Origin of the sequence: Hydrogenophaga taeniospiralis, assembly GCF_020510445.1 — a bacterium.
GTDB lineage: Bacteria > Pseudomonadota > Gammaproteobacteria > Burkholderiales > Burkholderiaceae_C > Hydrogenophaga.
In genome coordinates, this window is sequence record NZ_JAHBAG010000001.1 from 1051554 (window position 1) to 1073266 (window position 21713).

20 protein-coding genes and 1 pseudogene are annotated in these 21713 nt (G+C 68.3%); 13 read left to right on the forward strand and 8 right to left on the reverse strand.

Annotation, left to right across the window (positions count from 1 at the left end; all coding sequences use genetic code 11):
* Window positions 1-75: 75 nt before the first annotated feature.
* Window positions 76-948: a M48 family metallopeptidase gene (locus KIH07_RS05180; protein ID WP_226490958.1), complete on the reverse strand. Its 873-nt coding sequence runs from the start codon at window positions 946-948 to the stop codon at window positions 76-78.
* 144 nt (window positions 949-1092) lie between these two features.
* On the opposite strand from KIH07_RS05180, the gene KIH07_RS05185 reads away from it, so the two are divergent.
* The gene (locus tag KIH07_RS05185; protein ID WP_226490959.1) at window positions 1093-2577 is read left to right on the forward strand and encodes an AmpG family muropeptide MFS transporter; all 1485 of its coding nucleotides are present in this window, start codon (window positions 1093-1095) and stop codon (window positions 2575-2577) included.
* Between the two features lie 66 nt (window positions 2578-2643).
* On the opposite strand, the gene KIH07_RS05190 is transcribed toward KIH07_RS05185, so the two are convergent.
* Window positions 2644-4248, reverse strand: a complete 1605-nt coding sequence (locus KIH07_RS05190; protein WP_226490960.1) for a class I adenylate-forming enzyme family protein — start codon at window positions 4246-4248, stop codon at window positions 2644-2646.
* Between the two features lie 88 nt (window positions 4249-4336).
* Here KIH07_RS05190 and KIH07_RS05195 point away from each other — a divergent pair, with 88 nt between their 5' ends.
* Both KIH07_RS05195 and KIH07_RS05200 read left to right on the forward strand, forming a co-directional pair.
* Window positions 4337-5056 (forward strand): response regulator, encoded by a 720-nt coding sequence (locus KIH07_RS05195; protein ID WP_226490961.1) that lies wholly within the window; start codon window positions 4337-4339, stop codon window positions 5054-5056.
* Window positions 5053-6345, forward strand: coding sequence for an ATP-binding protein (locus tag KIH07_RS05200; protein WP_226490962.1), 1293 nt, complete (start codon window positions 5053-5055; stop codon window positions 6343-6345). Before KIH07_RS05195 ends, KIH07_RS05200 begins: the two co-directional genes overlap by 4 nt.
* A 334-nt stretch (window positions 6346-6679) precedes the next feature.
* Here the strand turns inward: KIH07_RS05200 and KIH07_RS05205 are convergent, their stop codons facing one another.
* Genes KIH07_RS05205 through radA form a run of 5 tightly spaced genes read right to left on the reverse strand, consistent with a single transcriptional unit; the run spans window position 6680 to window position 10881 of the window.
* A complete protein-coding gene (locus KIH07_RS05205; RefSeq protein ID WP_226490963.1) occupies window positions 6680-6886 on the reverse strand; it encodes a zinc-finger domain-containing protein in 207 nt (68 codons plus the stop codon).
* Window position 6887: 1 nt separating this feature from the next.
* Entirely contained in the window at window positions 6888-7826 is a 939-nt protein-coding gene (locus KIH07_RS05210) for a branched-chain amino acid transaminase (protein ID WP_226490964.1), read from the reverse strand.
* Between the two features lie 58 nt (window positions 7827-7884).
* On the reverse strand, window positions 7885-8331 hold the full coding sequence (locus KIH07_RS05215) for a glycerate kinase (RefSeq protein ID WP_226490965.1): 447 nt from the start codon (window positions 8329-8331) through the stop codon (window positions 7885-7887).
* Window positions 8328-9491, reverse strand: a complete 1164-nt coding sequence (locus KIH07_RS05220; protein WP_226490966.1) for an acyltransferase family protein — start codon at window positions 9489-9491, stop codon at window positions 8328-8330. Before KIH07_RS05220 ends, KIH07_RS05215 begins: the two co-directional genes overlap by 4 nt.
* A 7-nt stretch (window positions 9492-9498) precedes the next feature.
* Window positions 9499-10881, reverse strand: coding sequence for a DNA repair protein RadA (gene radA, locus KIH07_RS05225; RefSeq protein ID WP_226490967.1), 1383 nt, complete (start codon window positions 10879-10881; stop codon window positions 9499-9501).
* 66 nt (window positions 10882-10947) lie between these two features.
* Between radA and KIH07_RS05230 the strand changes: the two genes are divergently transcribed.
* Window positions 10948-12090, forward strand: a complete 1143-nt coding sequence (locus tag KIH07_RS05230) for a hypothetical protein (protein WP_226490968.1) — start codon at window positions 10948-10950, stop codon at window positions 12088-12090.
* Between the two features lie 392 nt (window positions 12091-12482).
* Here the strand turns inward: KIH07_RS05230 and KIH07_RS05235 are convergent.
* A pseudogene (locus KIH07_RS05235) lies at window positions 12483-13520 on the reverse strand (NAD(P)H-dependent flavin oxidoreductase); the annotation flags it as partial.
* Between the two features lie 115 nt (window positions 13521-13635).
* Here KIH07_RS05235 and hpaR point away from each other — a divergent pair.
* From hpaR to KIH07_RS05280, 9 genes are all read left to right on the forward strand, one after another.
* The gene (gene hpaR, locus KIH07_RS05240; protein ID WP_226490969.1) at window positions 13636-14127 is read left to right on the forward strand and encodes a homoprotocatechuate degradation operon regulator HpaR; all 492 of its coding nucleotides are present in this window, start codon (window positions 13636-13638) and stop codon (window positions 14125-14127) included.
* Between the two features lie 10 nt (window positions 14128-14137).
* Window positions 14138-14800 (forward strand): fumarylacetoacetate hydrolase family protein, encoded by a 663-nt coding sequence (locus KIH07_RS05245; protein WP_226490970.1) that lies wholly within the window; start codon window positions 14138-14140, stop codon window positions 14798-14800.
* Entirely contained in the window at window positions 14797-15591 is a 795-nt protein-coding gene (locus KIH07_RS05250; protein ID WP_226490971.1) for a fumarylacetoacetate hydrolase family protein, read from the forward strand. The genes KIH07_RS05245 and KIH07_RS05250 overlap by 4 nt, the downstream gene beginning before the upstream one ends.
* A gap of 74 nt (window positions 15592-15665) precedes the next feature.
* A complete protein-coding gene (hpaE, locus tag KIH07_RS05255) occupies window positions 15666-17135 on the forward strand; it encodes a 5-carboxymethyl-2-hydroxymuconate semialdehyde dehydrogenase (protein ID WP_226490972.1) in 1470 nt (489 codons plus the stop codon).
* A gap of 337 nt (window positions 17136-17472) precedes the next feature.
* On the forward strand, window positions 17473-18399 hold the full coding sequence (gene hpaD, locus KIH07_RS05260) for a 3,4-dihydroxyphenylacetate 2,3-dioxygenase (protein ID WP_226490973.1): 927 nt from the start codon (window positions 17473-17475) through the stop codon (window positions 18397-18399).
* A 2-nt stretch (window positions 18400-18401) separates the two neighbouring features.
* On the forward strand, window positions 18402-18848 hold the full coding sequence (locus KIH07_RS05265; protein ID WP_226490974.1) for a 5-carboxymethyl-2-hydroxymuconate Delta-isomerase: 447 nt from the start codon (window positions 18402-18404) through the stop codon (window positions 18846-18848).
* A 2-nt stretch (window positions 18849-18850) separates the two neighbouring features.
* Window positions 18851-19672 (forward strand): 2-oxo-hept-4-ene-1,7-dioate hydratase, encoded by an 822-nt coding sequence (gene hpaH, locus KIH07_RS05270; RefSeq protein WP_226490975.1) that lies wholly within the window; start codon window positions 18851-18853, stop codon window positions 19670-19672.
* Window positions 19673-19808: 136 nt separating this feature from the next.
* On the forward strand, window positions 19809-20651 hold the full coding sequence (locus tag KIH07_RS05275) for a class II aldolase/adducin family protein (protein ID WP_226490976.1): 843 nt from the start codon (window positions 19809-19811) through the stop codon (window positions 20649-20651).
* A complete protein-coding gene (locus KIH07_RS05280; protein ID WP_226490977.1) occupies window positions 20648-21700 on the forward strand; it encodes a 2-dehydropantoate 2-reductase in 1053 nt (350 codons plus the stop codon). Before KIH07_RS05275 ends, KIH07_RS05280 begins: the two co-directional genes overlap by 4 nt.
* Window positions 21701-21713: the final 13 nt, after the last annotated feature.

Below are 21713 nucleotides of genomic sequence, written 5' to 3' on the forward strand. Positions count from 1 at the left end.
TGGAGTCACCCCCGCTGCGCTGCGCGCGACCCCCTCGGGGGGCAGCGACCCGCGCAACGGCGGAGCTCTTTACCCTTACCCCTTGCGCGCCTGCTCGTACAGCCCCTGCACCTTCGGCACATTCGCCTCCAGGTCGCGGATGCGGTTCGGGCCGGTGGGGTGGGTCGATAGAAAGCCGATGCCCGGGCCCCCCGTTTTGGCGGCCATCTTCTGCCACAGGCTCACGCTGGCCCGGGGCTGGTAGGCGCCGCGCGCCGCGAGTTCCAGGCCCACCAGATCGGCCTCCGACTCGTCCTCGCGGCTGAACCGAAGCGTGAGCAACTGCGAGCCCAGCCCGGCGGCCACGTTGCCCAGATCGCCCAGCCCCAGCAGCTGGGCGCCCAGCCGCAGGCCGATGTCGGTGGCACTGCTCTTGGCCAGGCGTTCGCGCGCGTGTTCGCGCAGCGCATGGGCCATCTCGTGGCCCATGATCATGGCGGTCTCATCGTCGCTGAGCGCCAGTTGGTCCAGGATGCCGGTGTAGAAGCCGATCTTGCCGCCGGGCATGCAAAAGGCGTTGATCTCCGGGCTCTGGATCAGGTTGACCTGCCATTTCCATTCGCGTGCGCGCGGGTTCCAGGCCGCGGTGTGCGGAATGATGCGCCGCGCGATGGCGTGCAGCCGTTTGACCTGCGGATGGCCGGCGGGCAGCAGCACCTGTTTGCCCTGGGCCTCGCGCATCATCTGCACGTACTGCTGCGTGGCCGCGCCTTCGATCTCATCGGCCGGCACCAGCTTGCGCAGTGAAGACGGTTTGCCCACATCGACCTGCGCCGCCGCGGGCAGGGTGGTGCTGGCCGCGGAGGCCGCGGCGGCCAGGACAAAGGCGCGCCGGGACGACCAGACGTGGCCGGGGCGCGGTGCGGACGCGGAGGGCTGGGGGGACTTGAGATCGCAGAGAAGACACATGCCGCCATGATAGGGGGACGGTCGGCGCATGGGCACAATGGGGGCATGGCCCAACCCACACCCAGCGCTGTCGCGAACGCTTCCCCCAACGCCCCTGAGGCCGGTCAGGGGGGGCCGCCCGCCCGCCCGCCGTGGCGCGACACCTTGCGCTCCCTGTGGGACCGGCGTGTGTTGACCATGCTGTTCCTGGGTTTTGCCGCCGGCCTGCCTTACTTGCTGGTCTTTTCCTCGCTCTCGCTGTGGCTGGTGGAGGCCGGGGTGGAGCGCGCGGCGGTCACGTTTTTCAGCTGGGCGGCGCTGGGCTATTCGTTCAAGTTCATCTGGGCGCCGCTGGTGGACCGCCTACCGCTGCCGCTGCTCACGCGCTGGCTGGGCCGGCGCCGCGCCTACCTGTTGCTCGCGCAGCTGGGCGTGATCGCTGCCATCGTCGGCATGGGCAGCACGGATCCGGCCAGCGGCCCCACCAGCCTGACCGCTATGGCGCTGTTCGCGGTGATGCTGGGCTTCATGTCGGCCACGCAGGACATCGTGATCGATGCCTACCGCATCGAGATCGCATCACCCGAGTTGCAAGGCGTGTTGTCGTCGGCCTACATCGCGGGCTACCGGATCGGCATGATCGTTGCAGGAGCGGGGGCGCTGCTGCTGGCTGAACACTTGGGATCGGCGCGCGAGGTCTATGTGTACGCCGCCTGGCAGCAGACCTATCTGGTGATGGCCCTGGCCATGGGCGTGGGGGTGCTGACCACGCTGCTGATCCGCGAGCCGGTGGTTGCCGAGCGCGAACCCCAGCCTTCGGGGGCGCACGCGCGCCTGCTGGCGGTGTTTCTCTGCGCGGTGCTGGGCTTTGTGGGGGTGTTCTGGTCCTGGGGACAATGGCTGTCGCCGGCCGAGCCCGGCCCCTTGTTGGGCCTGCTGGTGGAGGCCTTGCGCATGGGCACCGCGCTGGCGGCGGCTTTCGGGATCGGCGCTCTTCTGGTGTACGCGGGCCTAGCCAGCCGGGATCGGGCGCGCGAGACCTGGGTGTTGCCGGTGCTGGATTTCTTTCGCCGCTACGGCACACGCACCGCCTGGCTGCTGCTGGCGCTGATTGGCCTGTACCGCATTTCGGACATGGTGCTGGGGACAATCTCCAACGTGTTCTACCAGAACATGGGCTTTTCCAAGACCGAGATCGCCTACGCGGTCAAGACCTTTGGTGTGGTGGTGGCCATTGCCGGCGGTTTTGTGGGGGGCTTGTTGACCACGCGCATTGGCGTGATGCGTTCGCTGTTCTGGGGCGCGGTGCTGGCCGCACTGACCAACATGGCCTTTGTATTGCTGGCCTTCGCCGGGCATGACGTACAGCTGATGTACGCCGTGGTCGCGGCCGACAACCTGGCCGCCGGTTTCGCCAGCGCCGCGTTCGTGGCCTTCCTCTCCAGCCTGACCAGCGTGTCCTTCACCGCCGTGCAGTACGCCATCTTCAGCTCGCTCATGTCGCTGCTGCCCAAGACGCTGGGCGGCTATTCGGGCGGCATGGTGGACGCGCTGGGTTACCCCGGGTTCTTCATGCTGACCAGCTTGATGGGCCTGCCTGTTCTGGTGCTGGTGCTCATGGCCAAGCGCCTGTTGCCGGTCGGTCGCTGATCTGGCAGGCCACGCGGCTGGCGCCTGCGCAGGCCAAGACCTGAAACCGGGCCGCAGGCTGGTGGTTCAGTCCGGGTGCAGGGTGTCGAGCACGGCCCTGAGCGCCGGTTTCTGCACCTTGCCCAGGGCGGTTTTGGGCAGGGTGTTCATCCGGTGCCAGCGGCGCGGCCATTTGTAGCGCGCCAGCCGCCCGTCCAGAAAATCCAGCAGGGGCTGTGTCCAGTCGTCGCCGCTGGGGGCGCCCTCGCGCAGCACCAGCACGGCCGCGGCCACCTCGCCCCAGCGCGCGTCCGGCTGGCCGACCACCGCGCACTCGGCTACCAGGGGGTGCTGCACCAGCAGGTTCTCGATCTCGGCCGGGTAGATGTTTTCGCCGCCGGAAATGATCATGTCCTTGGCACGGTCCACCACGGTGTAGCTGCCATCGGGCGCCTGCCTTGCCAGGTCGCCGGTGTGGAAAAAGGCCTCGTCGTCGCAGGCGGGCCAGAGCGGCCAGTAGTGGCGCACCACGTTGGGCGCGCGTATCCAGAGTTCACCCACCTCGCCCTGGGGCATCGCTTGCCCCCGGGCATCGCGCAGTTCGACGCCGACCCCGGGCGCGGGCCAGCCGCACGAACCCAGGTGGCTGCGCGCGCAGTCGGGCGGCAGGGCGATGGAAAACGGCCCGGTTTCGGTGCTGCCGTACACATTGCACACCGGCACGCCGCGCGCGTGGAAGGCCTGCAGCGGCCCTGGTGGCAGCAGGCTGGAGCCGGCCCAGACCGCGCGCAGGCTGGACAGATCGGTGCCGGCCCAGCGCGGGTGCGCGGTCAGCGCCTGCAACGTGGCGGGCACCTGCAGCGTGAGCGTGGGGCGGTCGGTCTCGATGCAGGTGAGCATGGCGTCGGCGTCAAAGCGCGTGAACAGCAGCACCTGCGCGCCGACCGACAGCGCCGGCAGGGTCTGGATGCACAGCCCGCCGACGTGGAACAGCGGCAGCGCCGTGGCCACCACGTCGCGTTCGCTCAGGCCCTGCACCTGGGCCGCGATGGCCATGTTGGCCAGCAGGTTGCCCTGGGTGTGGACCGCCCCCTTGGGCTGGCCGGTGGTGCCCGAGGTGTAGACCAGCAGCAGCGGTCGCTGCAGCGGGTCGTCGGTGAGGGGTGGCGGCGCTTCGCTGGCGGGCGCCGCACCCGGTGTCGGCGAGGAGGGTGCCAGCGCGTGCACGGGCCACAGCGCCGGCGCCGGGTGGGCGCGCCGCACCAGGTCTTGCGCGGCGGTGGCCAGGGTGTCGTCGTGCACCAGCAGCGTGGGCGTGCAGTCGAGCAGCACCGACGCCCATTCGGCGGGCGAGAGCCGGTGGTTCAGCGGCACCAGCAGCGCCCCCAGCCGCGCCAGGGCGAACAGCAGCACGATCTGCGCCGGGTGGTTCAGGCCCAGCCAGGCGACGCGTTCGCCGGGTTGAAGCCCCTGGTGGTGCAGCCATTGCGCGACGCCATCCACCCGCTGGCGCAGCGCCGCCGCGTCGAGCATGGCCCAGTCGGCACCGGTGCTGGCGGCGGCCGGGTCCCGCCAGCTCAGCAGCGGCTGCGCGGGCCGTTGCGTGGCCAGCCGGTCCAGCAGGGCATCGAACGAGCCGGCCGGCAGGGCAGGGGGTGTGACCGTGACCGGCCAGGGCGGAGGTGGCGACATTCACCTTACTTTACGCGAGCCACCCCACCCGGTTTACAGGGCTTGGGCACCATGGTGTGCTCTGGTGGACACCGCTACACTGAAAACCATGACATCTCCATTGCTGATGATTGAAGACGACGGCCGCCTCGCCCAGATGGTGGCGGAGTATCTTGGCCAGTCGGGTTTCGAGGTCACCCACGCCGCCGACGGTGAAAAGGGCCTGGAGCAGCTGCAGCTGGCGTTGCCCGAGCTGGTGATCCTGGATCTGATGATGCCGGGCATCGACGGGCTCGAAGTCTGCCGTCGCATCCGTGCCCTGCCGGGCGAGGCCGCGCGCGTGCCGGTGATCATGCTCACCGCCAAGGGCGACCCGATGGACCGCATCATCGGTCTGGAGATGGGGGCCGACGATTACCTGCCCAAACCTTTCGAACCGCGCGAGCTGCTCGCGCGCATCCGCGCCGTGTTGCGCCGCCGCTCGGAAAACGGCGGGGGCACCTCCACCACGCGCAGCACGCCGGTGCTGCGCTTCGGCTCGCTGGAGATCGACCGCGACGCCCGCTCGGTGCAGGTGGCGGGCGTGGCGTGTGAGCTGACCTCGTACCAGTTCGACCTGCTGGTGGCGCTGGCCGAGCGCGCCGGGCGCGTGCTCACCCGCGACCAGATCATGGAGGCCGTGCGCGGGCGCGAGCTCGAAGCCTTTGACCGCTCCATCGACGTGCACATCGGCCGCATCCGCAACGCCATCGAAGCCGACAGCAAAGACCCCAAGCGCATCCTCACGGTGCGTGGCGTGGGCTATGTGTTCGCGAAGCTGCAGGAATGAAACGCCTGCTTGGGCAGCGCCTGTACCTGCGCATCTGGCTGGCCGTGGTGGCTGCGGTGGCGGTGTTGACCCTGGTGGTCGGCTGGCTGTGGCAGATGGCGCTCGACCGCGACCGGCAGGAGCGCGACGCCCGCATGGCGCGCGAGATCGTGCTGCGCAACAGCGCGGGCGAGGTGGTGGGCCAGTCGCCGGCCAAGGCCGTGCGTGTGCCCGGCCAGGGGCTGGAATTCCAGGTCACCATGAAGGACGGGCAGACCCTGTACGTCCAGCTGCCACGCCCCAACCGGACCCCCGGCAGCGTGGTGTCGTCGCGCCGCGCGCCCCTGGGGCTGGAAGCGCCGTTTGGTTTTGCCTGGCTGCTGGGCATGGTGGCGCTGGCCGTGGCCTTGGGCGCGTACCCGATCGTGCGCCGCCTGACCAAGCGGCTCGAAGCGCTGCAAAAGGGGGTTGAGCGCTGGGGCCAGGGGGACTTGTCCACGCGGCTGCCGGTGCATGGGCAGGACGAGGTGGCCTTCCTGGCCGCGCGCTTCAACGCGGCCGCCGAGCGCGTGCAGACCCTGCTGATGTCGCACAAGGCGCTGCTGGCCAATGCCTCGCACGAACTGCGCTCACCGCTGGCGCGCATCCGCATGGGGCTGGAGCTGTTGGGACGCGACAACGCCACCACCGGCCAGCGCGCCGAGATCGCGCGCAGCATCGAAGAACTCGACCAGCTCATCGACGAAATCCTGCTCGCCAGCCGGCTCGACGTGCGCGATGCCAACGACAGCTCGGTCCTGGGCCCCACGGAGGAGGTGGATCTGGTGGGCCTGGCGGCCGAAGAATGCGCCCGCACCGGCGCCGAGCTGGAGATCGCCGAGGGCGCCTCGCCCGTGCTGGTCCAGGGCCATGCCCGTCTGTTGCGCCGCCTGCTGCGCAACCTGCTGGAAAACGCGCGGCGCTATGGCGTGCGCGCGTCGCAATCGGGTGAGGCCGGCGACGCCGACGTGCACCTGCGCATCTTCGTGCGGACGGTGGAGTCGGCCCGGCGCTCGCGCGGCGCCATTCCCGCCGCCCCGGCCTCGCGCGCCGTGGTGTGGGTCGAGGACCATGGGCCGGGGGTGCCGCCCGAGCTGCGCGAGCGCATTTTCGAGCCGTTTTACCGCCTGCCCGGCGCCAGCGAGCGTGAGGGTGGGGTCGGCCTGGGGCTGGCGCTGGTCAAGACCATTGCCGAGCGCCATGGCGGCAGCGTGCACTGTGAAGGTGGCGAAGGCGGCGGCGCCCGTTTCGTGGTCGAACTGCCGCTGTGAACCGCTTCGGTCCATGACATTTGTGATCTGAATCACAAACATTTCGGGTCATATTCACCTTTGAAATACCACAAATCCCCCAAACGGGGGATAGCGTAAAAGCAGGTGGCGGCGCACAATTTAGACTGTTGCTGTCACAACATCACCAACAGACGGATCCGGCAAACAACACACGTCATGAAACACGTTTGAAACTGGTCTCCCAACGACGTCCTTCCAAGGACCTTCCAAAAGCCACCCTCGGGTGGCTTTTTTTTGTCCTGCCGTGCCGTCGCCCAAAAAAAAATGGGCCGACACGCGGTCGGCCCATGCGGCTCACGCCAGCGCTTCGGGATCAGTGCCCGTGCGAAACCGTCTCGCCGGCCTTGAGCCGGTACACCGTGCCGCAGTAGGGGCAGCGCGCCTCGCCCGTTTTGGCGACGTCCAGATACACCTTGGGGTGGGCGTTCCAGAGCTTCATGTCGGCCAGGGGGCTGGGGCAGAAGATGCCGCCTTGGTGGTTGAGGTCTTTGGCGGCCAGTTCGACCGATGCGTTTTTCATGTCAAACCTTCGTCAGCCAGTGGGCGTACTTGTCGTTGCGGCCATTGACGATGTCAAAGAACGCGCTCTGGATCTTTTCGGTGATCGGGCCGCGGCTGCCGGCGCCCAGCTCGATGCGGTCGAGTTCGCGGATCGGGGTCACTTCTGCGGCGGTGCCGGTGAAGAAGGCCTCGTCGGCGATGTAGACCTCGTCGCGGGTGATGCGCTTTTGCACGATCTCCAGGCCCAGGTCCTTGGCGATGTGGAACACGGTGTTGCGGGTGATGCCGTTGAGCGCGCCGGCCGACAGGTCGGGTGTGTAGATCACGCCGTTTTTCACCACGAAGATGTTTTCGCCGGCGCCTTCGCTCACGAAGCCCGAGCTGTCCAGCAACAGGGCTTCGTCGTAACCCTCGTCGGTCACTTCCATGTTGGCCAGGATGGAGTTGGTGTAGTTGCTCACCGCCTTGGCCTGCGTCATGGTGATGTTGACGTGGTGGCGGGTGTAGCTGCTGGTCTTGACGCGGATGCCGCGCTGCAGGCCTTCTTCGCCCAGGTAGGCGCCCCAGGCCCAGGCCGCGACCATCAGGTGGATGGTGTTGCCCTTGGGGCTGACGCCCAGCTTCTTGTCGCCGATCCAGGTCAGCGGACGGATGTAGCAGCTCTCCAGCTTGTTTTCGCGCACCACCGCCTTCTGGGCCTCGTTCACCTCTTCCTTGGTGAACGGCAGCTTCATGCGCAGGATCTTGGCGCTGTTGAACAGGCGCTCGGTGTGCTCTTCCAGGCGGAAGATGGCCGTGCCGTTGGCGGTGTTGTAGGCGCGCACACCTTCAAACGCGCCACAGCCGTAGTGCAGGGTGTGGGTCAGCACGTGGATCTTGGCGTCGCGCCAGTCGACCATCTGGCCGTCCATCCAGATCTTGCCGTCGCGATCGGACATCGAGGGAACTACGGGGCTCATGCATTCGTCCTTTGGAGATGAGGGGGTGGCCCTGGGGCAGGCCTGCCAACCGGCGATTTTACGGCGCGGTACCGGGCGCCGGGGCGGGCGCTGTTTCCGTGGTCGGGCCGGCCGCCGGGCGGTTCAAGGCCCAGCTCTGCAGCCGACCGCCCAGGAAGGTGGCGGTCACCGACGAGGCGCTGCCGTCCGTCCAGCGGAACACCTCGGGCTCCTCGCTCTCGGCGGACAAGCGCTCACCGAGCGCGCGCGTCATGGCGATCACGTGCATCAGCGTCACGCCGGTTTTGAGCTTGGCGTTGAGCATGACGGCGCTGTCGACCCAGCCGATCGGCCGGTTCGCGGCCCGTTTCATGACCGTCATCAGCCGCGTGAAGTGCAGCAGCAGCCACATCAGCAGGCCGCCCGAGACGGCGACCACGCCGGGCCAGCCGTAGCGCTGCCAGGCCACATAAACGAGGAACAGGGCGGCCAGTGCCAGGGCTGCGTTTTTCACACGGGTGTTCATGGAAGTTGGGGGGGTGGAAGTGAAGGATTCTGCGCTGTCTGGCCCAAGGGCCCCCTGGGTGCACGCTGGCGCCGGGCCAGCCAGGCCAGGGCCGGTTTTTCCACCCACTCGTGGCTCGCGACGGCCAGCAACAGGGTGATGACCAGACAGAGGCCGAGCGCCCCGGCGCTGCCCTCGACGGTGTTCCATCGCATGGGCAGGAGCTTGGGCAGCCATCGCAGCACCGGGAAATGCCAGAGGTAGATGCCATAGCTCCAGTCCCCAAGGCGAACCAGGACGGTGGAGCCCAGCCACCGTGCGCCTTTTCCAGGCTGGATCAGCGTGGCGATCACCAGTGCGATGGACAGTCCGGCCAGCAGATCCCAGGTGATCAGCAGGAGGCCGCCTGTTTTCAGCACGTCCTTGTTGGCGTCGAGCAGCCACAGCAGCGCGACGTAGATCAGCACCGCGGGCAGCAAGGCGTGGCGCATGGCCTGGTGCGCGGAATCGGCCCAGCGGTTGATCGACAGCCCTGCCACAAACAGGAACAGCATGCCCGGGAAGGCCTTCAGCAGGTACGCATAGCGCTGCAGGTCCTCGCCTGCATGTTGTTGCGCCACGCCGGCGCGCCAGCCCAGGCTGACCAGCAGGGCCATGACCACGATGGGCCACAGCCCCCACCGACGCTGGCACAGCAGCAGGAGCGGCAGCAGCAGATAGAACAGCAGCTCCACCGGCAGCGTCCACCACACCCCGTTGTACATGTCGACCCCGCCGGGCAGCGGCGCCAGCCAGAGCAGGAAGTTGCCCAGCAGTTGTCGCGCTTCGAGAAACTGGAACGAGCCCAGGAAGGCGTAGGTGGCGACGATGGAGATGGCCAGCTGGACCCAGACCGCCGGGTAGATGCGCATGAAGCGCCGTTGCCAGAACTGGACGACGTCGCGTCGGGTCAGCGGCCGGTTCCAGATCGTCGCGGCCAGCAGATAGCCCGACAGCACGAAGAACCAGTGAACGCCGACCCAGCCGTAGTCGATGAAAAAGAAGGGCGCCCATTCCGTGCCCAGGAACGAGACGGTTTTGTGGTGGTTGGCCAGGGCGGGAAAGTTGCCTCTCCAGTGGTAGAGCAGCACGAGCAAGGCGGCCAGGCCCCGCAGGCCGTGCAGGACGGGGTTGAATTTCATGGTTTCTTCAGTCGGCGAGTTGGCGGACCAGGGACATCGCTTCTTCGATGCGCTCCACGGCGTGGATGGTCAGGCCCTCGAAGGCCTTGTCGTTCTTCTTCGGCGCGTTGGCTTTGGGCACCACCGCCACGCTGAAACCCAGCTTGGCGGCCTCTTTCAGCCGTTCCTGGCCGCGTGGCGCGGGCCGCACCTCGCCCGCCAGACCCACTTCGCCAAAGGCGATGAAGCCCTTGGGCAGCGCCTTGCCGCGCAGGCTGGAGGTGATGGCGAGCATCACGGCCAGATCGGCCGCCGGTTCGCTGATGCGCACACCGCCCACGGCGTTGACGAACACGTCCTGGTCCATGCAGGCCACGCCGGCGTGGCGGTGCAGCACGGCCAGCAGCATGGCCAGGCGGTCGCGGTCCAGGCCCACGCTCAGGCGCCGTGGCGACGGGCCGCCGCTGTCCACCAGCGCCTGGATCTCCACCAGCATCGGCCGGGTGCCTTCCAGCGTCACCATCACGCAGCTGCCCGGCACCGGCTCGCTGTGCTGGCTCAGAAAGATCGCGCTGGGGTTGCTCACCCCCTTCAAACCGCGCTCGGTCATGGCGAACACGCCGATTTCGTTCACCGCGCCAAAGCGGTTCTTGATCGCGCGGATCAGGCGGAAGCTGGAATGGGTGTCGCCTTCGAAGTACAGCACGGTGTCTACCATGTGTTCCAGCACGCGCGGGCCGGCGAGAGCGCCTTCCTTGGTCACGTGGCCCACCAGCACGATGGCGGTGCCGCTGGCCTTGGCCGCGCGCGTCAGGTGGGCCGCGCATTCGCGCACCTGCGCCACCGAGCCGGGCGCGCTGGTGAGCTGCTCGGAGTACACGGTCTGGATCGAGTCGATCACAGCGATGGCGGGCTGGGTGTGGGCCAGCGTGGCCAGGATCTTTTCCAGTTGGATCTCGGCCAGCACGCTGACCTGCGAGCCGTCCAGCCCGAGGCGGCGCGAGCGCAGCGCCACCTGGGCGCCGCTCTCTTCGCCGGTGACGTAGAGCGTTTTCTGGCCCGAGCGTTGCAGCGCATCCAGCGCCTGCAGCAGCAGGGTGGACTTGCCGATGCCCGGGTCGCCGCCGATCAGCACCACGCCGCCTTCCACGATGCCGCCGCCCAGCACGCGGTCCAGCTCGTCGTGGCCGGTGGGGGTGCGCTGCACGTCGGTGGCGTCGATGTCGGCCAGGGTCGTGACCTCGGCGGTCTTCGCCAGCGAGGCGAAGCGGTTTTTCGCCGGAGCCGATGGCGATTCGGCCACCGATTCGATCAGCGTGTTCCAGGCGTTGCAGTGCGGGCACTTGCCCAGCCACTTGGGGCTGGTACCGCCGCATTCGTTGCAGGTGTATTGGGTTTTGTCTTTGGCCATGTGGCAGGCAATATAGTCGAGTCCCGCCGGGCCGGCTCCGGCCCCGCCCGCCCCACTGGACCCCTTTTGCCCGACCCCCGCCATCCCACCCCGCCGCCCGCCGCGGCCTTGCGCGCGCTGCCGCCCGACGAGCAGCCGCTCTCGGCGGCTGCGCGGGCCTTCAACCTGCAGCTGACCCGCGTCGACAAGCTCAAGGCCCAGCTCGACGAGCTGGACGCGCTGGGCCAGTCGCACCGGGTGGAGCTGCACCGTTGGGTCGCGCCCTTGCAGCAGCGCCAGCGCCAGCGCATGCGCGAGCTGGCCCTGTGGCTGGCCGAGTGTCTGCGGGGCAAGACGCTCAGCCGCCTGCAGCAGGCAACGGCGACCGCGGCCCTGTGCCGGTTGGCGCAGACCCTGGCCGAGGAGGGCGACAGCGCCATGGCCGCGCTGCACGACCAGCACAGCCCGCAGACGCTGGCGCAGAAGAAGCAGGCCGCGGCCGACGCCATGCGCGAGCGGCTGGAGCAGGTGCTGGGCGAACCGCTGGCCGATGCGGGGGAAGACGCGTCGATGGAAGCGCTGTTGCGTGCCGGCATGGCGCGGCTGCGCGCGTCGCAGGACGAAGAGCAGGCGCGCCGCCAGGCCAAGGCCAAGGCCCGCAAGGCGCGGCAGAAACCCGGCGCGGAGCAGACCCAGGCCCAGGTGCAGCAGACCGATGCCGACACCCAGCTGCGCACCCTGTTTCGCCAGTTGGCCAGTGCCCTGCACCCGGACCGCGAGACCGATCCGCAGGAGCGTCTGCGCAAGACAGCGCTCATGAGCGAAGCCAACGCCGCCTACGGCCGCAAGGACCTGGTCACGCTGATGCAGATCCAGCTGCGCGCCGAACTGGCAGACCCGACGGCGGTTTCGCGCCTGGCCGATCACCGGCTGGCCGCGCTGACCCTGCTGCTCAAGCAGCAGGTGGCCGGGCTGGAGCGCGAGCGCGCCGCGCGCCAGCAGCGCCTGGCGGGCGAGTTCGACCTGCCGCCGGGCCAGGTGGCCAACCCGAACACGTTGAAGCAGAGCCTGCTGGCGCAGGTGGCGGCGCTGGAGTCCGCCGTGGCGCGGACCGAGCAGGATCTGGCGCAGGTGCAGGAACCGGCCGGCCTCAAGCGCTGGCTGAACCAGCAGCGCGAGCAGCGCAGCCACACGGTCCGTAACGACCGCGACCTCGACGACTATGGCTGATCCGGTGCGGCCGGGTGGCCGTAGCGCCGTTTCACCTCGGCGATCTCCACCGTGTAGCTGGCGTACCAGCGCTCCCGCCCCAGCCGCTGTGCCATCAGGTGGTCGGTGTGCTGTTTCCAGGCGCGGATGCTGGCTTCGTCGGGCCAGTAAGAGAGCGCGATTTCCTGGTCGCCCTCGGTGGCGGCGGTGAAATCCAGGCAGCCGAACCGCGTCAGCGCCAGCTCGCGCATCTGCGCGGCCATGGCGCTGTAGTCGGCGTCGAGCGCGCGTGCCTTGGCGCGGAAGATCACGACAAATCCGGATTCAAGCGCCGGGCCGCCCCCAGCTGGAATCGCGGCCCCCTCGGGGGGCAGCGACCCGCGCAAGCGGTGGAGCGTGGGGGCCATGGACTCGAAACCCCGGGCGAGCTGGTGGGTGATCTCGGCCGCCGGCAGTGACCGGCAGCCGCTGGCGTTCTGGCCCGACCACAACGGTGAAAAGTCGCCGCTGCCCAGCGCCTCGAAGTGCGCGCGCAGCGGCGCCATGGCGGCGGTGGCGAGCGGGAAGGCCGGCGCGGCTGGGCTCAGGGGGCCGAGTTCGCGCATCACGCGGTTGACGATGCCGCGCGCCGGCCGGCCGGTGAACAGGTTGGTGAGCGCCGTGTGCTGCGCGGCCTCGCTCTGCAGGGCGGCACGGTGCAGGGCGCTGGTGGTGGTCTCCGGGCAGCACAGGTAGGCCGTGCCCACCTGCACGCCGGCCGCACCCAGCGCCATGGCGGCCGCCACGCCCGCCGCATCGGCGATGCCGCCGGCGGCGATCACCGGCACGTCCACCGCCGCCACGATCTGCGGCAGCAGCGCGAAGGTGCCGACTTGCGTGGTGATGTCATCCGTCAGGAACATGCCCCGGTGGCCGCCCGCCTCCAGGCCCTGGGCGATCACCGCGTCGGCGCCGTGGGCCACGAGCCAGCGCGCCTCGTCCACCGTGGTGGCGCTCGACAGCAGCACGCTGCCCCAGCTTTTCACGCGGGCCACCAGCTCCGGCGCCGGCAGGCCGAAGTGGAAGCTCACCACCGGCGGGCGGAAGGATTCCAGGATGTCGGCCGACGCGGCGCTGAACGGCACGCGGCCGGCGCCGGCCGGCACCGCGGTGAGGTCCAGCCCGGCCTCGGCATAGAAGGGCGCGAGCGCCGCGCGCCAGGTGGCCTCGCGGGCCGCGTCGGGCTCGGGCGGGGTGTGGCAGAAGAAGTTGACGTTCCAGGGGCGCTGGGTGCCGGCGCTCAAGGCCGCCAGCTCGCGCTGCAGCGCCTCGGGCGTGAGCATGGCGCCGGGCAGCGAGCCCAGGCCGCCGGCGTTGCTGACGGCCATGGCCAGGGCCGCGCCCTGCACGCCGGCCATCGGCGCCTGGATCAAGGGAAATTCGGTGTGCAGCAGGTCGGTCAGGGGGGTCATGCGCGGATTGTCGGTGCGCCGGACCCCGGTGACCAGCGCCACGGTATGGGCCACCCCAGGGCTCAGGGTAAACCCGGAAACAAGGTGCTGGAAAATCATTTAATATATTAAATAAATGAGCGCCGAAACCCCTTTTGTCCACCGCAACCTGCCCCGCCTGCTGCTCGAAGCGCGCGAGGCCGTGATGCAGCACACCCGGCCCAGCCTGCGCGAGCACGGCCTGTCGGACCAGCAGTGGCGCGTGCTGCGCGTGCTGGGTGAACACGCGGCCGACCCGGCGGGCGTCGAAACCGGCCGCGTGGCCCGCGAAGCGCTGCTGCTCGGCCCCAGCCTCACCGGCGTGCTCACGCGCATGGAGCGCGACGGCCTGATCAGCCGCGCGCGTTGCCCGCAGGACGCGCGCCGCACCGTGGTGCGCGCCACGCAGGCCGGCCTGAAGCTGGTGGCCACGCTGTCGCAGACCATCGAGGCGCACTACGCCTGGATGGAGTCGCAGCTGGGCAAGGCGCGGCTGGCGCAGCTCTACGCCCTGCTCGACGGTGTGATCGCGCTGGAAGTGCCCGATGCCGAAGCGGGCGAGGGCGAGGCCGAAGAAGACGCCGCATGAAGGAGCACCCATGAACACCCCCTGGACCCCGCCGTACCTGCCGCAGGGCACGGTCTACGGCACCCTGTTGAACTTCCGGCGCGAGCACGCGCTGTGGGCGCCGCGCATGAGCGAGGCGCCCTACAAGGCGCCGCCGCAGGCGCCGGTGCTCTACATCAAGACCGCCAACACCTTCACGCCGTCGGGCCATGCCATCCCCTTGCCCCACCAGCTTGCCGAGGTCGAGGTGAGCGCGTCGCTCGGTCTGGTCGCGGGCGAGGGCGGCCGGGTCGCCGGCGCCGTGCTGTTCAACGACGTGGCGGTCCCGCACGAGAGCTACTACCGTCCGCCGGTGAAGTTCCGCTGCGTGGACGGCTTCCTGGGGGTGGGGCGCGACCTGCTGCCTTTCGACGCCCTCGGGGGGTTTGCGGGGCTGGCCAGGCTGAGCCTGGAGCTGCGGGTGCACGGGGTGCTGAAGCAGACGGTGTCGCTGGCCGATCTGGTGCGCGACGCGGCCACGCTCTGGGCCGACGTGAACGCCTTCCAGACCCTGCGGCCGGGCGACGTGCTGATGCTTGGCACCGACTGCCTGAGCGACGGCACGCGACCACGCGCACATGCGGGCGAAGCGGTCGAAATTACCGCCGTCGGCTTCCATCCGCTGGTCAACCATTTCACCGAGGAGCTGGCATGAAGCGCGCCCGCATCGCCTGGGCCGGCGCGGTCCACGACGCCATCGAAGCCGATGGTCAGCTGGAGTTGCTCACGCCCGCTTTCAAAGGCCGCCGCATGGCCTTCGACGAGGTGGTCTGGTTGCCGCCGCTGGCTCCGGTGCCCCGTCCCCGCACCGTGCTCGCACTGGGCCTGAACTACGCCGACCACGCGAAAGAACTCGCCTTCAAGGCGCCCGAGGAACCGTTGGCCTTCATCAAAGGCGAGGCCTCGCTCATCGGCCACCGCGCGTTCACCGTGCGGCCCGAGGGCGTGCGGTTCATGCACTACGAATGTGAACTGGCGGTGGTGATCGGAAAGCCCGCGAAACGCGTGAAGAAGGCCGACGCCCTGCAGTACGTGGCCGGCTACACCGTGGCCAACGACTACGCGATCCGCGACTACCTGGAGAACTGGTACCGCCCCAACCTCAAGGTGAAGAACCGCGACACCTGCACGCCCATCGGCCCCTGGCTGGTGGACGCGGCCGATGTCCCCGACCCCATGAACCTCGCGCTGAAGACGACCGTGAACGGAAGGGTCACGCAGCAGGGCAGCACGAAAGACATGATCTTCGACGTGCCCACGCTGATTCAGTACTTCAGCGGTTTCATGACGCTCATGCCCGGCGACCTGATCCTCACCGGCACGCCCGACGGTGTGGTCGACTGCCAGCCGGGCGACGTGGTCGTTACCGAGATCGAGGGCATCGGCTCACTGACCAACACCATCACCGCTGAGCAAAAGGGGTCAGATCCTGATTCAGGACAGTGACCTCGCCGGATCAAAACCACGTTGAACGAAATCAGGCTCTGACCCTTTTGCGGTCTGGCCGGCGAAAGACCCTTATGAAAATCGATCACCTCATCAACGGCAAGACCGTTGCCAGCCGCGACTATTTCGAATCCATCAACCCCGCCACGCAGGGCGTGCTGGCCGAAGTGGCCTCGGGCAGCGAAACGGAAGTCAACGCGGCGGTGCAGGCCGCCAAGGACGCGTTTCCGAAATGGGCCGGCCTGCCCGCGACCGAGCGCGCCAAGAAGATCCGCGCGCTCGGCGAGCTGATCGCGAAGCACGTGCCCGAAATCGCGCAGACCGAAACCGACGACACCGGCCAGGTGATCGCGCAGACCGGCAAGCAGCTGATCCCGCGCGCGGCCGACAACTTCAGCTACTTCGCCGAGATGTGCACCCGCGTGGACGGCCACACCTACCCCACGCCCACGCACCTGAACTACACGCTGTTCCACCCGGTGGGCGTGTGCGCGCTCATCAGCCCGTGGAACGTGCCCTTCATGACGGCGACCTGGAAGGTCGCGCCCGCGCTGGCCTTCGGCAACACGGCGGTGCTGAAGATGAGCGAGCTGAGTCCCATGACCGCCGCACGCCTGGGCGAGCTGGCGCTGGAAGCCGGCATCCCGGCCGGCGTGTTGAACGTGGTGCACGGCTTCGGCAAGGAAGCGGGCGAGCCGCTGTGTGCCCACCCGGACGTGCGCGCGATCAGCTTCACCGGTTCGACCGCGACGGGCAACCGCATCGTCAAGACCGCGGGCCTGAAGAAGTTCAGCATGGAGCTGGGCGGCAAGAGCCCGTTCGTGGTCTTCGACGACGCCGATCTGGACCGTGCGCTCGACGCCGCCCTCTTCATGATCTTCAGCAACAACGGCGAGCGCTGCACGGCCGGCAGCCGCATCCTGGTGCAGCAGAGCATCTACGCCGACTTCGCCGCGAGGTTCGCCGAGCGCGCGAAGAAGATCGTGGTCGGCGACCCGCTGGATGAGAAGACCACCATCGGCCCGATGATCAGCCAGGGCCATCTGGCCAAGGTGCGCAGCTACATTGAATTGGGGCCGAAGGAGGGCGCGACCCTGCTGTGCGGCGGTCTGGATCGGCCGTCGTATGCGACCGAATTGCCGGCGCATGTGCGGGCCGGCAACTACGTGTGGCCCACGGTGTTCGCCGACGTGGACAACCGCATGCGCATCGCGCAAGAAGAGATCTTCGGCCCGGTGGCCTGCCTGATCCCGTTCCGCGACGAAGCGCACGCCATCGAGTTGGCGAACGACATCGCCTACGGCCTCTCCAGCTATGTGTGGACCGAGAACATCGGCAAGGCGCACCGGGTGGCGGCTTCGATTGAAGCGGGCATGTGTTTCGTGAATTCGCAGAACGTGCGGGACCTGCGGCAGCCGTTTGGTGGCACCAAGGCATCGGGCACGGGGCGTGAGGGCGGGACCTGGAGTTACGAGGTGTTCCTGGAGCCCAAGAACGTGGCTGTTTCTCTGGGGTCGCACCACATTCCCCATTGGGGAGTTTGAGTTGCTCTCTGCTGTTTTACACAACCACCTGGGCGGGAAGGGAGCGCCGTGGCGCTCTGTTCCGCTCATGTCCCCCGAAACGGGCTATGCCCGTTTCTCCTCCTTTACTTCGCTACACAGAACGCCACGTCACTCCCTTCCTGAAACGATGTTGGCGCTCAACGTTCAAATGCCGATGCGCAGCGAGAAGGCGGTGATGGGTGTGTGCCGCAGCGAAGTAAAGGAGGAGGGCTGCGCGCAGCGCAGACCGGGGGACATGAGCGGAGGTGGGCGCCCGGCGTGGTCGGCCCACGGAGCGCACGAAACAAATCCCATCCACTGACAGGAGACAAACCCCATGGGCAAAGTAGCACTGGTCGGCAAGATCACCCACGTCCCCTCCATGTACCTCAGCGAGCTGGACGGCCCGCGCAAAGGCACCCGGCAGGACGCCATCGACGGCCACAAGGAAATCGCGCGCCGCTGCAAAGAACTTGGCGTCGACACCATCGTCGTCTTCGACACCCACTGGCTCGTCAACGCCAGCTACCACCTCAACTGCGCCCCGCAGTGGCAAGGCACCTACACCAGCAACGAGCTGCCGCACTTCATCAGCAACATGCCCTTCGCCATCCCCGGCAACCCCGAGCTCGGGCAACTGCTGGCCAAGGTGGCCAATGAACACGGCGTCGAAACCCTGGCCCACCACGCCACCACGCTCGACCCCGAGTACGGCACCCTCGTGCCCATGCGCTACATGAACGCCGACCAGCACTTCAAGGCCATCTCGGTCTCCGCGCTGTGCACGGTGCACTACCTCAACGACAGCGCACGCCTGGGCTGGGCCATGCGCAAGGCCGTGGAAGACCACTACGACGGCACCGTCGCCTTCCTCGCCAGCGGGTCCTTGAGCCACCGCTTCGCACAGAACGGCCTCGCGCCCGAATTCGCCTTCAAGGTCTGGAGCCCCTTCCTCGAAACGCTGGACCACCGCGTCGTGCAGATGTGGGAAAACGGCGAGTGGGCCGACTTCTGCGGCATGCTGCCCGAGTACGCGGCCAAGGGCCACGGCGAAGGCTTCATGCACGACACGGCCATGATGCTGGGCGTGTTGGGCTGGAGCGAGTACGACGGCCAAGCCGAGGTCATCACGCCGTATTTCGGTGCGAGCGGCACCGGCCAGATCAACGCCGTGTTTCCAGTCACCCCCGTCACCGGCAAGGCCATCCCCAAGGCGCAGGCCTCGGCCGCCGATGGCTTCAGCCTGGTCAGCACAAGGCTCTGAACATGCCCCACCTCGTCATCCTCTACACCCCCAACCTCGACAAGCCCGCGGCCGAAGGCGGCGTCGACATGGGCGGCCTGTGCCGCGCCCTGTGCGACACCATGCTCGCCGTGCGCGACGAGCAGGACCGCCAGGTTTTCCCCACCGGCGGCACGCGCGTGCTGGCCTACCCCGCCGCGCACAGCGCCGTGTCCGATGGCGGTGCGGCCGGCATCGCGGCCGGTCTGGGCGGCGACTACGCCTTCGTCTACATGAACGTGCGCATGGCCAAGGGCCGCAGCGCGCTCGTGCACCAGCGCGTGGGCGAGGCGCTGAACGCCTGCGTGAAAGAGCGCTTCGCCGAACAGCTGGCCCGCCGCCCCATCGGCATCACGGTGCAGGTGGACGAGGGCCACGAGGTCTTCGACGCCAAGAACAGTTCGCTGCACCCGCTCTTCCAGAAGACATAACCATGTTCGACGACGCCCTCGTTCAGCAACTCGCCGCCGAGCTGCATCGGTCCCAGCAGATCCGCACCCAGGTCGAGCACTTTTCCAAACGCCACCCCGGCATGACCGTTCAAGACGGCTACCGCATCGGCCGCGCGTGGGTGGACATTCAGAAGGCCGAAGGCAAAAAGGTCATCGGCCACAAGATCGGCCTGACCAGCCGTGCCATGCAAATCAGCAGCCAGATCGACGAGCCCGACTACGGCACGCTGCTCGACGACATGCTCTACGTCGCGAAGGTCGGTGAGGTGCTGGAGATTCCGGTCAGGAACTTCATCGCACCCCGCGTCGAGGTCGAACTGGCCTTCGTGCTCAAGGCGCCGCTGGCCGGTCCGAACGTGACGGTGGACGACGTGCTCGCCGCCACCGACCACATCACCCCGGCCATCGAGATCATCGACGCGCGCATCGAGCAGTTCGACCGCCACACCAAGGTGATGCGCAAGGTCTACGACACCATCAGCGACAACGCGGCCAACGCCGGCATCGTCATCGGCGACCCCGAGTACCGTGCCGACCCGCGCAGCACCAACCGCCCCTGGTGCGGTGCCATCCTGCGCCAGAACGGCGCGGTCGAAGAGACCGGCCTGGCCGCCGGCGTGCAGGGCGACCCCGCCATCGGCATCGCGTGGCTGGCCAACAAGCTGGCGCCCTGGGGCGAACGGCTGGAAGCGGGCGAGATCGTGCTGGCCGGCAGCTTCACGCGGCCGGTCGCGGCCAAGGCGGGTGACCTGTTCGAGGCCGATTACGGGCCGCTGGGTTGCCTGCGTTTCCGGTTCGTCTGAAGAAAATGAAACCCCCTGCGCCGCTTCGCGTCTTCCCCCTGGAAGGGGGACCACACCAGCAGCCCGGCAAAGCCGGTTCTGCGGTGTGCGCTGGAAGGCGTCGCACACCCGTTACCCCTGTCGTTAAGGAGACCCCATGCCCGACGCCTTCCTCAAACCCGCCCGCTTCAGCGACGCCGAGTGGCACGCCCGCGTGCAGCTCGCCGCGTGTTACCGCATCTTTGCCCACCTGGGCTGGGCCGAGCTGATCTACAACCACATCTCGCTGCGCGTGCCGGGGCAGAAACAGCCCCCCCTGCCCGGTGCTTCGCACCGTTCTCCCCCTGAGGGGGGCGGTTCGTCTTGGGAGCGGCCCGGCGACGAACCTGACCACTTCCTCATCAACCCCTTCGGCCTGCACTACACCGAGGTCACGGCGTCCAACCTGGTCAAGGTCGATGTCGACGGCAACATCATCGGCAACGACGACTGGCCGATCAACCCGGCCGGTTTCACCTTCCACGGCGCCATCCACGCCACGTTGCCCGACGCGCACTGCGTGATGCACGTGCACACCACGCCGACCATGGCCGTGTGCTGCAGCGAAGAGGGGTTGAGCTACACCAACTTCTATGCCGCCCAGCTCTATGGCCAGGTGGCGTACCACGACTTCGAGGGCATCACGGTGCACCGCGACGAAGGCGCGCGCGTCCTCGCCAGTGCGGGCGGAAAGCGCGTGCTGCTGCTGCGCAACCATGGGCCGGTGATCATCGGTCACACCCTCGCGCAGGCCTTCAGTCTGATGTGGCTGGTACAGCGCGCCAGCGAGATCCAGGTGGCCTCGGCCCCGCTCGGCAAGCTGCGCCAGATTCCGGTGCCGGTGCTCGAAGGCTGCGTGCGGGACTCGCTCAACTTCAACCCCAAATTCGGCGCCGGTGAGGATTCGTTCGCCGCCATGCAGCGCCTGATCGACCGCATCGACCCTGGGTACCGCGCATGAGCAATACCCCTGTCTTCAAAAACGTGGCCATCGTTGGCGTCGGTGCCATCGGCGGGCTGTTCGCTGGCTGGCTGGGTTCGCGTCTGCCCTCGGGTCAGGTTCAACTCTCTGCGGTGGCTCGTGGCGAAACCCTGCGCACCCTGCGCGGGCAGGGCCTGACCTGGGTGGATGTCGACGGGACCGAACACCATGCGAGCGTCAACGCCAGCGACGACCCGGCGAGCCTGGGTGTGCAGGACCTGGTGATCGTCTCGGTCAAGGGCCCGGCCATGCCGCAGGTCGCACCGGCCGTGCGCGCACTCATGGGGCCGCACACGGTGGTGCTGGTCGCGATGAACGGCGTGCCCTGGTGGTTCTTCGACGGCCTGCCCGGCGAAGCCGCCGGCTTGCGGTTGAACGCGGTGGACCCCGGCGGCGCGACGGCCGCGCAGATCCCCACGTCGCAGGTCATCGGCTGCGTGGTGCACGCCAGCGCCGCTTCGCCGTCCCCGGCGCGCATCGAGCGCATCAAGAACAACCAGCTCATCATCGGCGAGCCGGCCGGCGGCGCGACGCCGCGCGTGCAGGCCGTGGCCGATCTGCTGAGCGCGGCGGGTTTTGGCGTCACCGTGTCCGAACGCATCCAGCGCGACATCTGGTTCAAGCTCTGGGGCAACATGACCATGAACCCGGTCTCGGCCATCACCGGCGCGCCCTGCGACCGCATCCTCGACGACGACCTCGTGCGCGGCTTCTGCAGCGCCGTCATGCGCGAGGCGCAGGCCATCGGCGCGCGCATCGGCATCCCGATTGACCAGCAGCCCGAAGACCGCCACGCCGTCACGCGCAAGATGGGCTCCTTCAAGACCTCGATGCTGCAGGACGTGGAGGCCGGCCGCCCCATCGAACTCGACGCCCTGGTGGGCGCGGTGCGCGAGATCGGGCAGCACCTGGGCGTGGCCACGCCGAACATGGACGCGCTCATGGGTCTCACCAGGCTCATGGGCCAGATGCGAGACTTGTACCCCCCTGCGCCGCTTCGCGTCGTCCCCCCAGGGGGACAGCACTAGCCGTCTGGCAAAG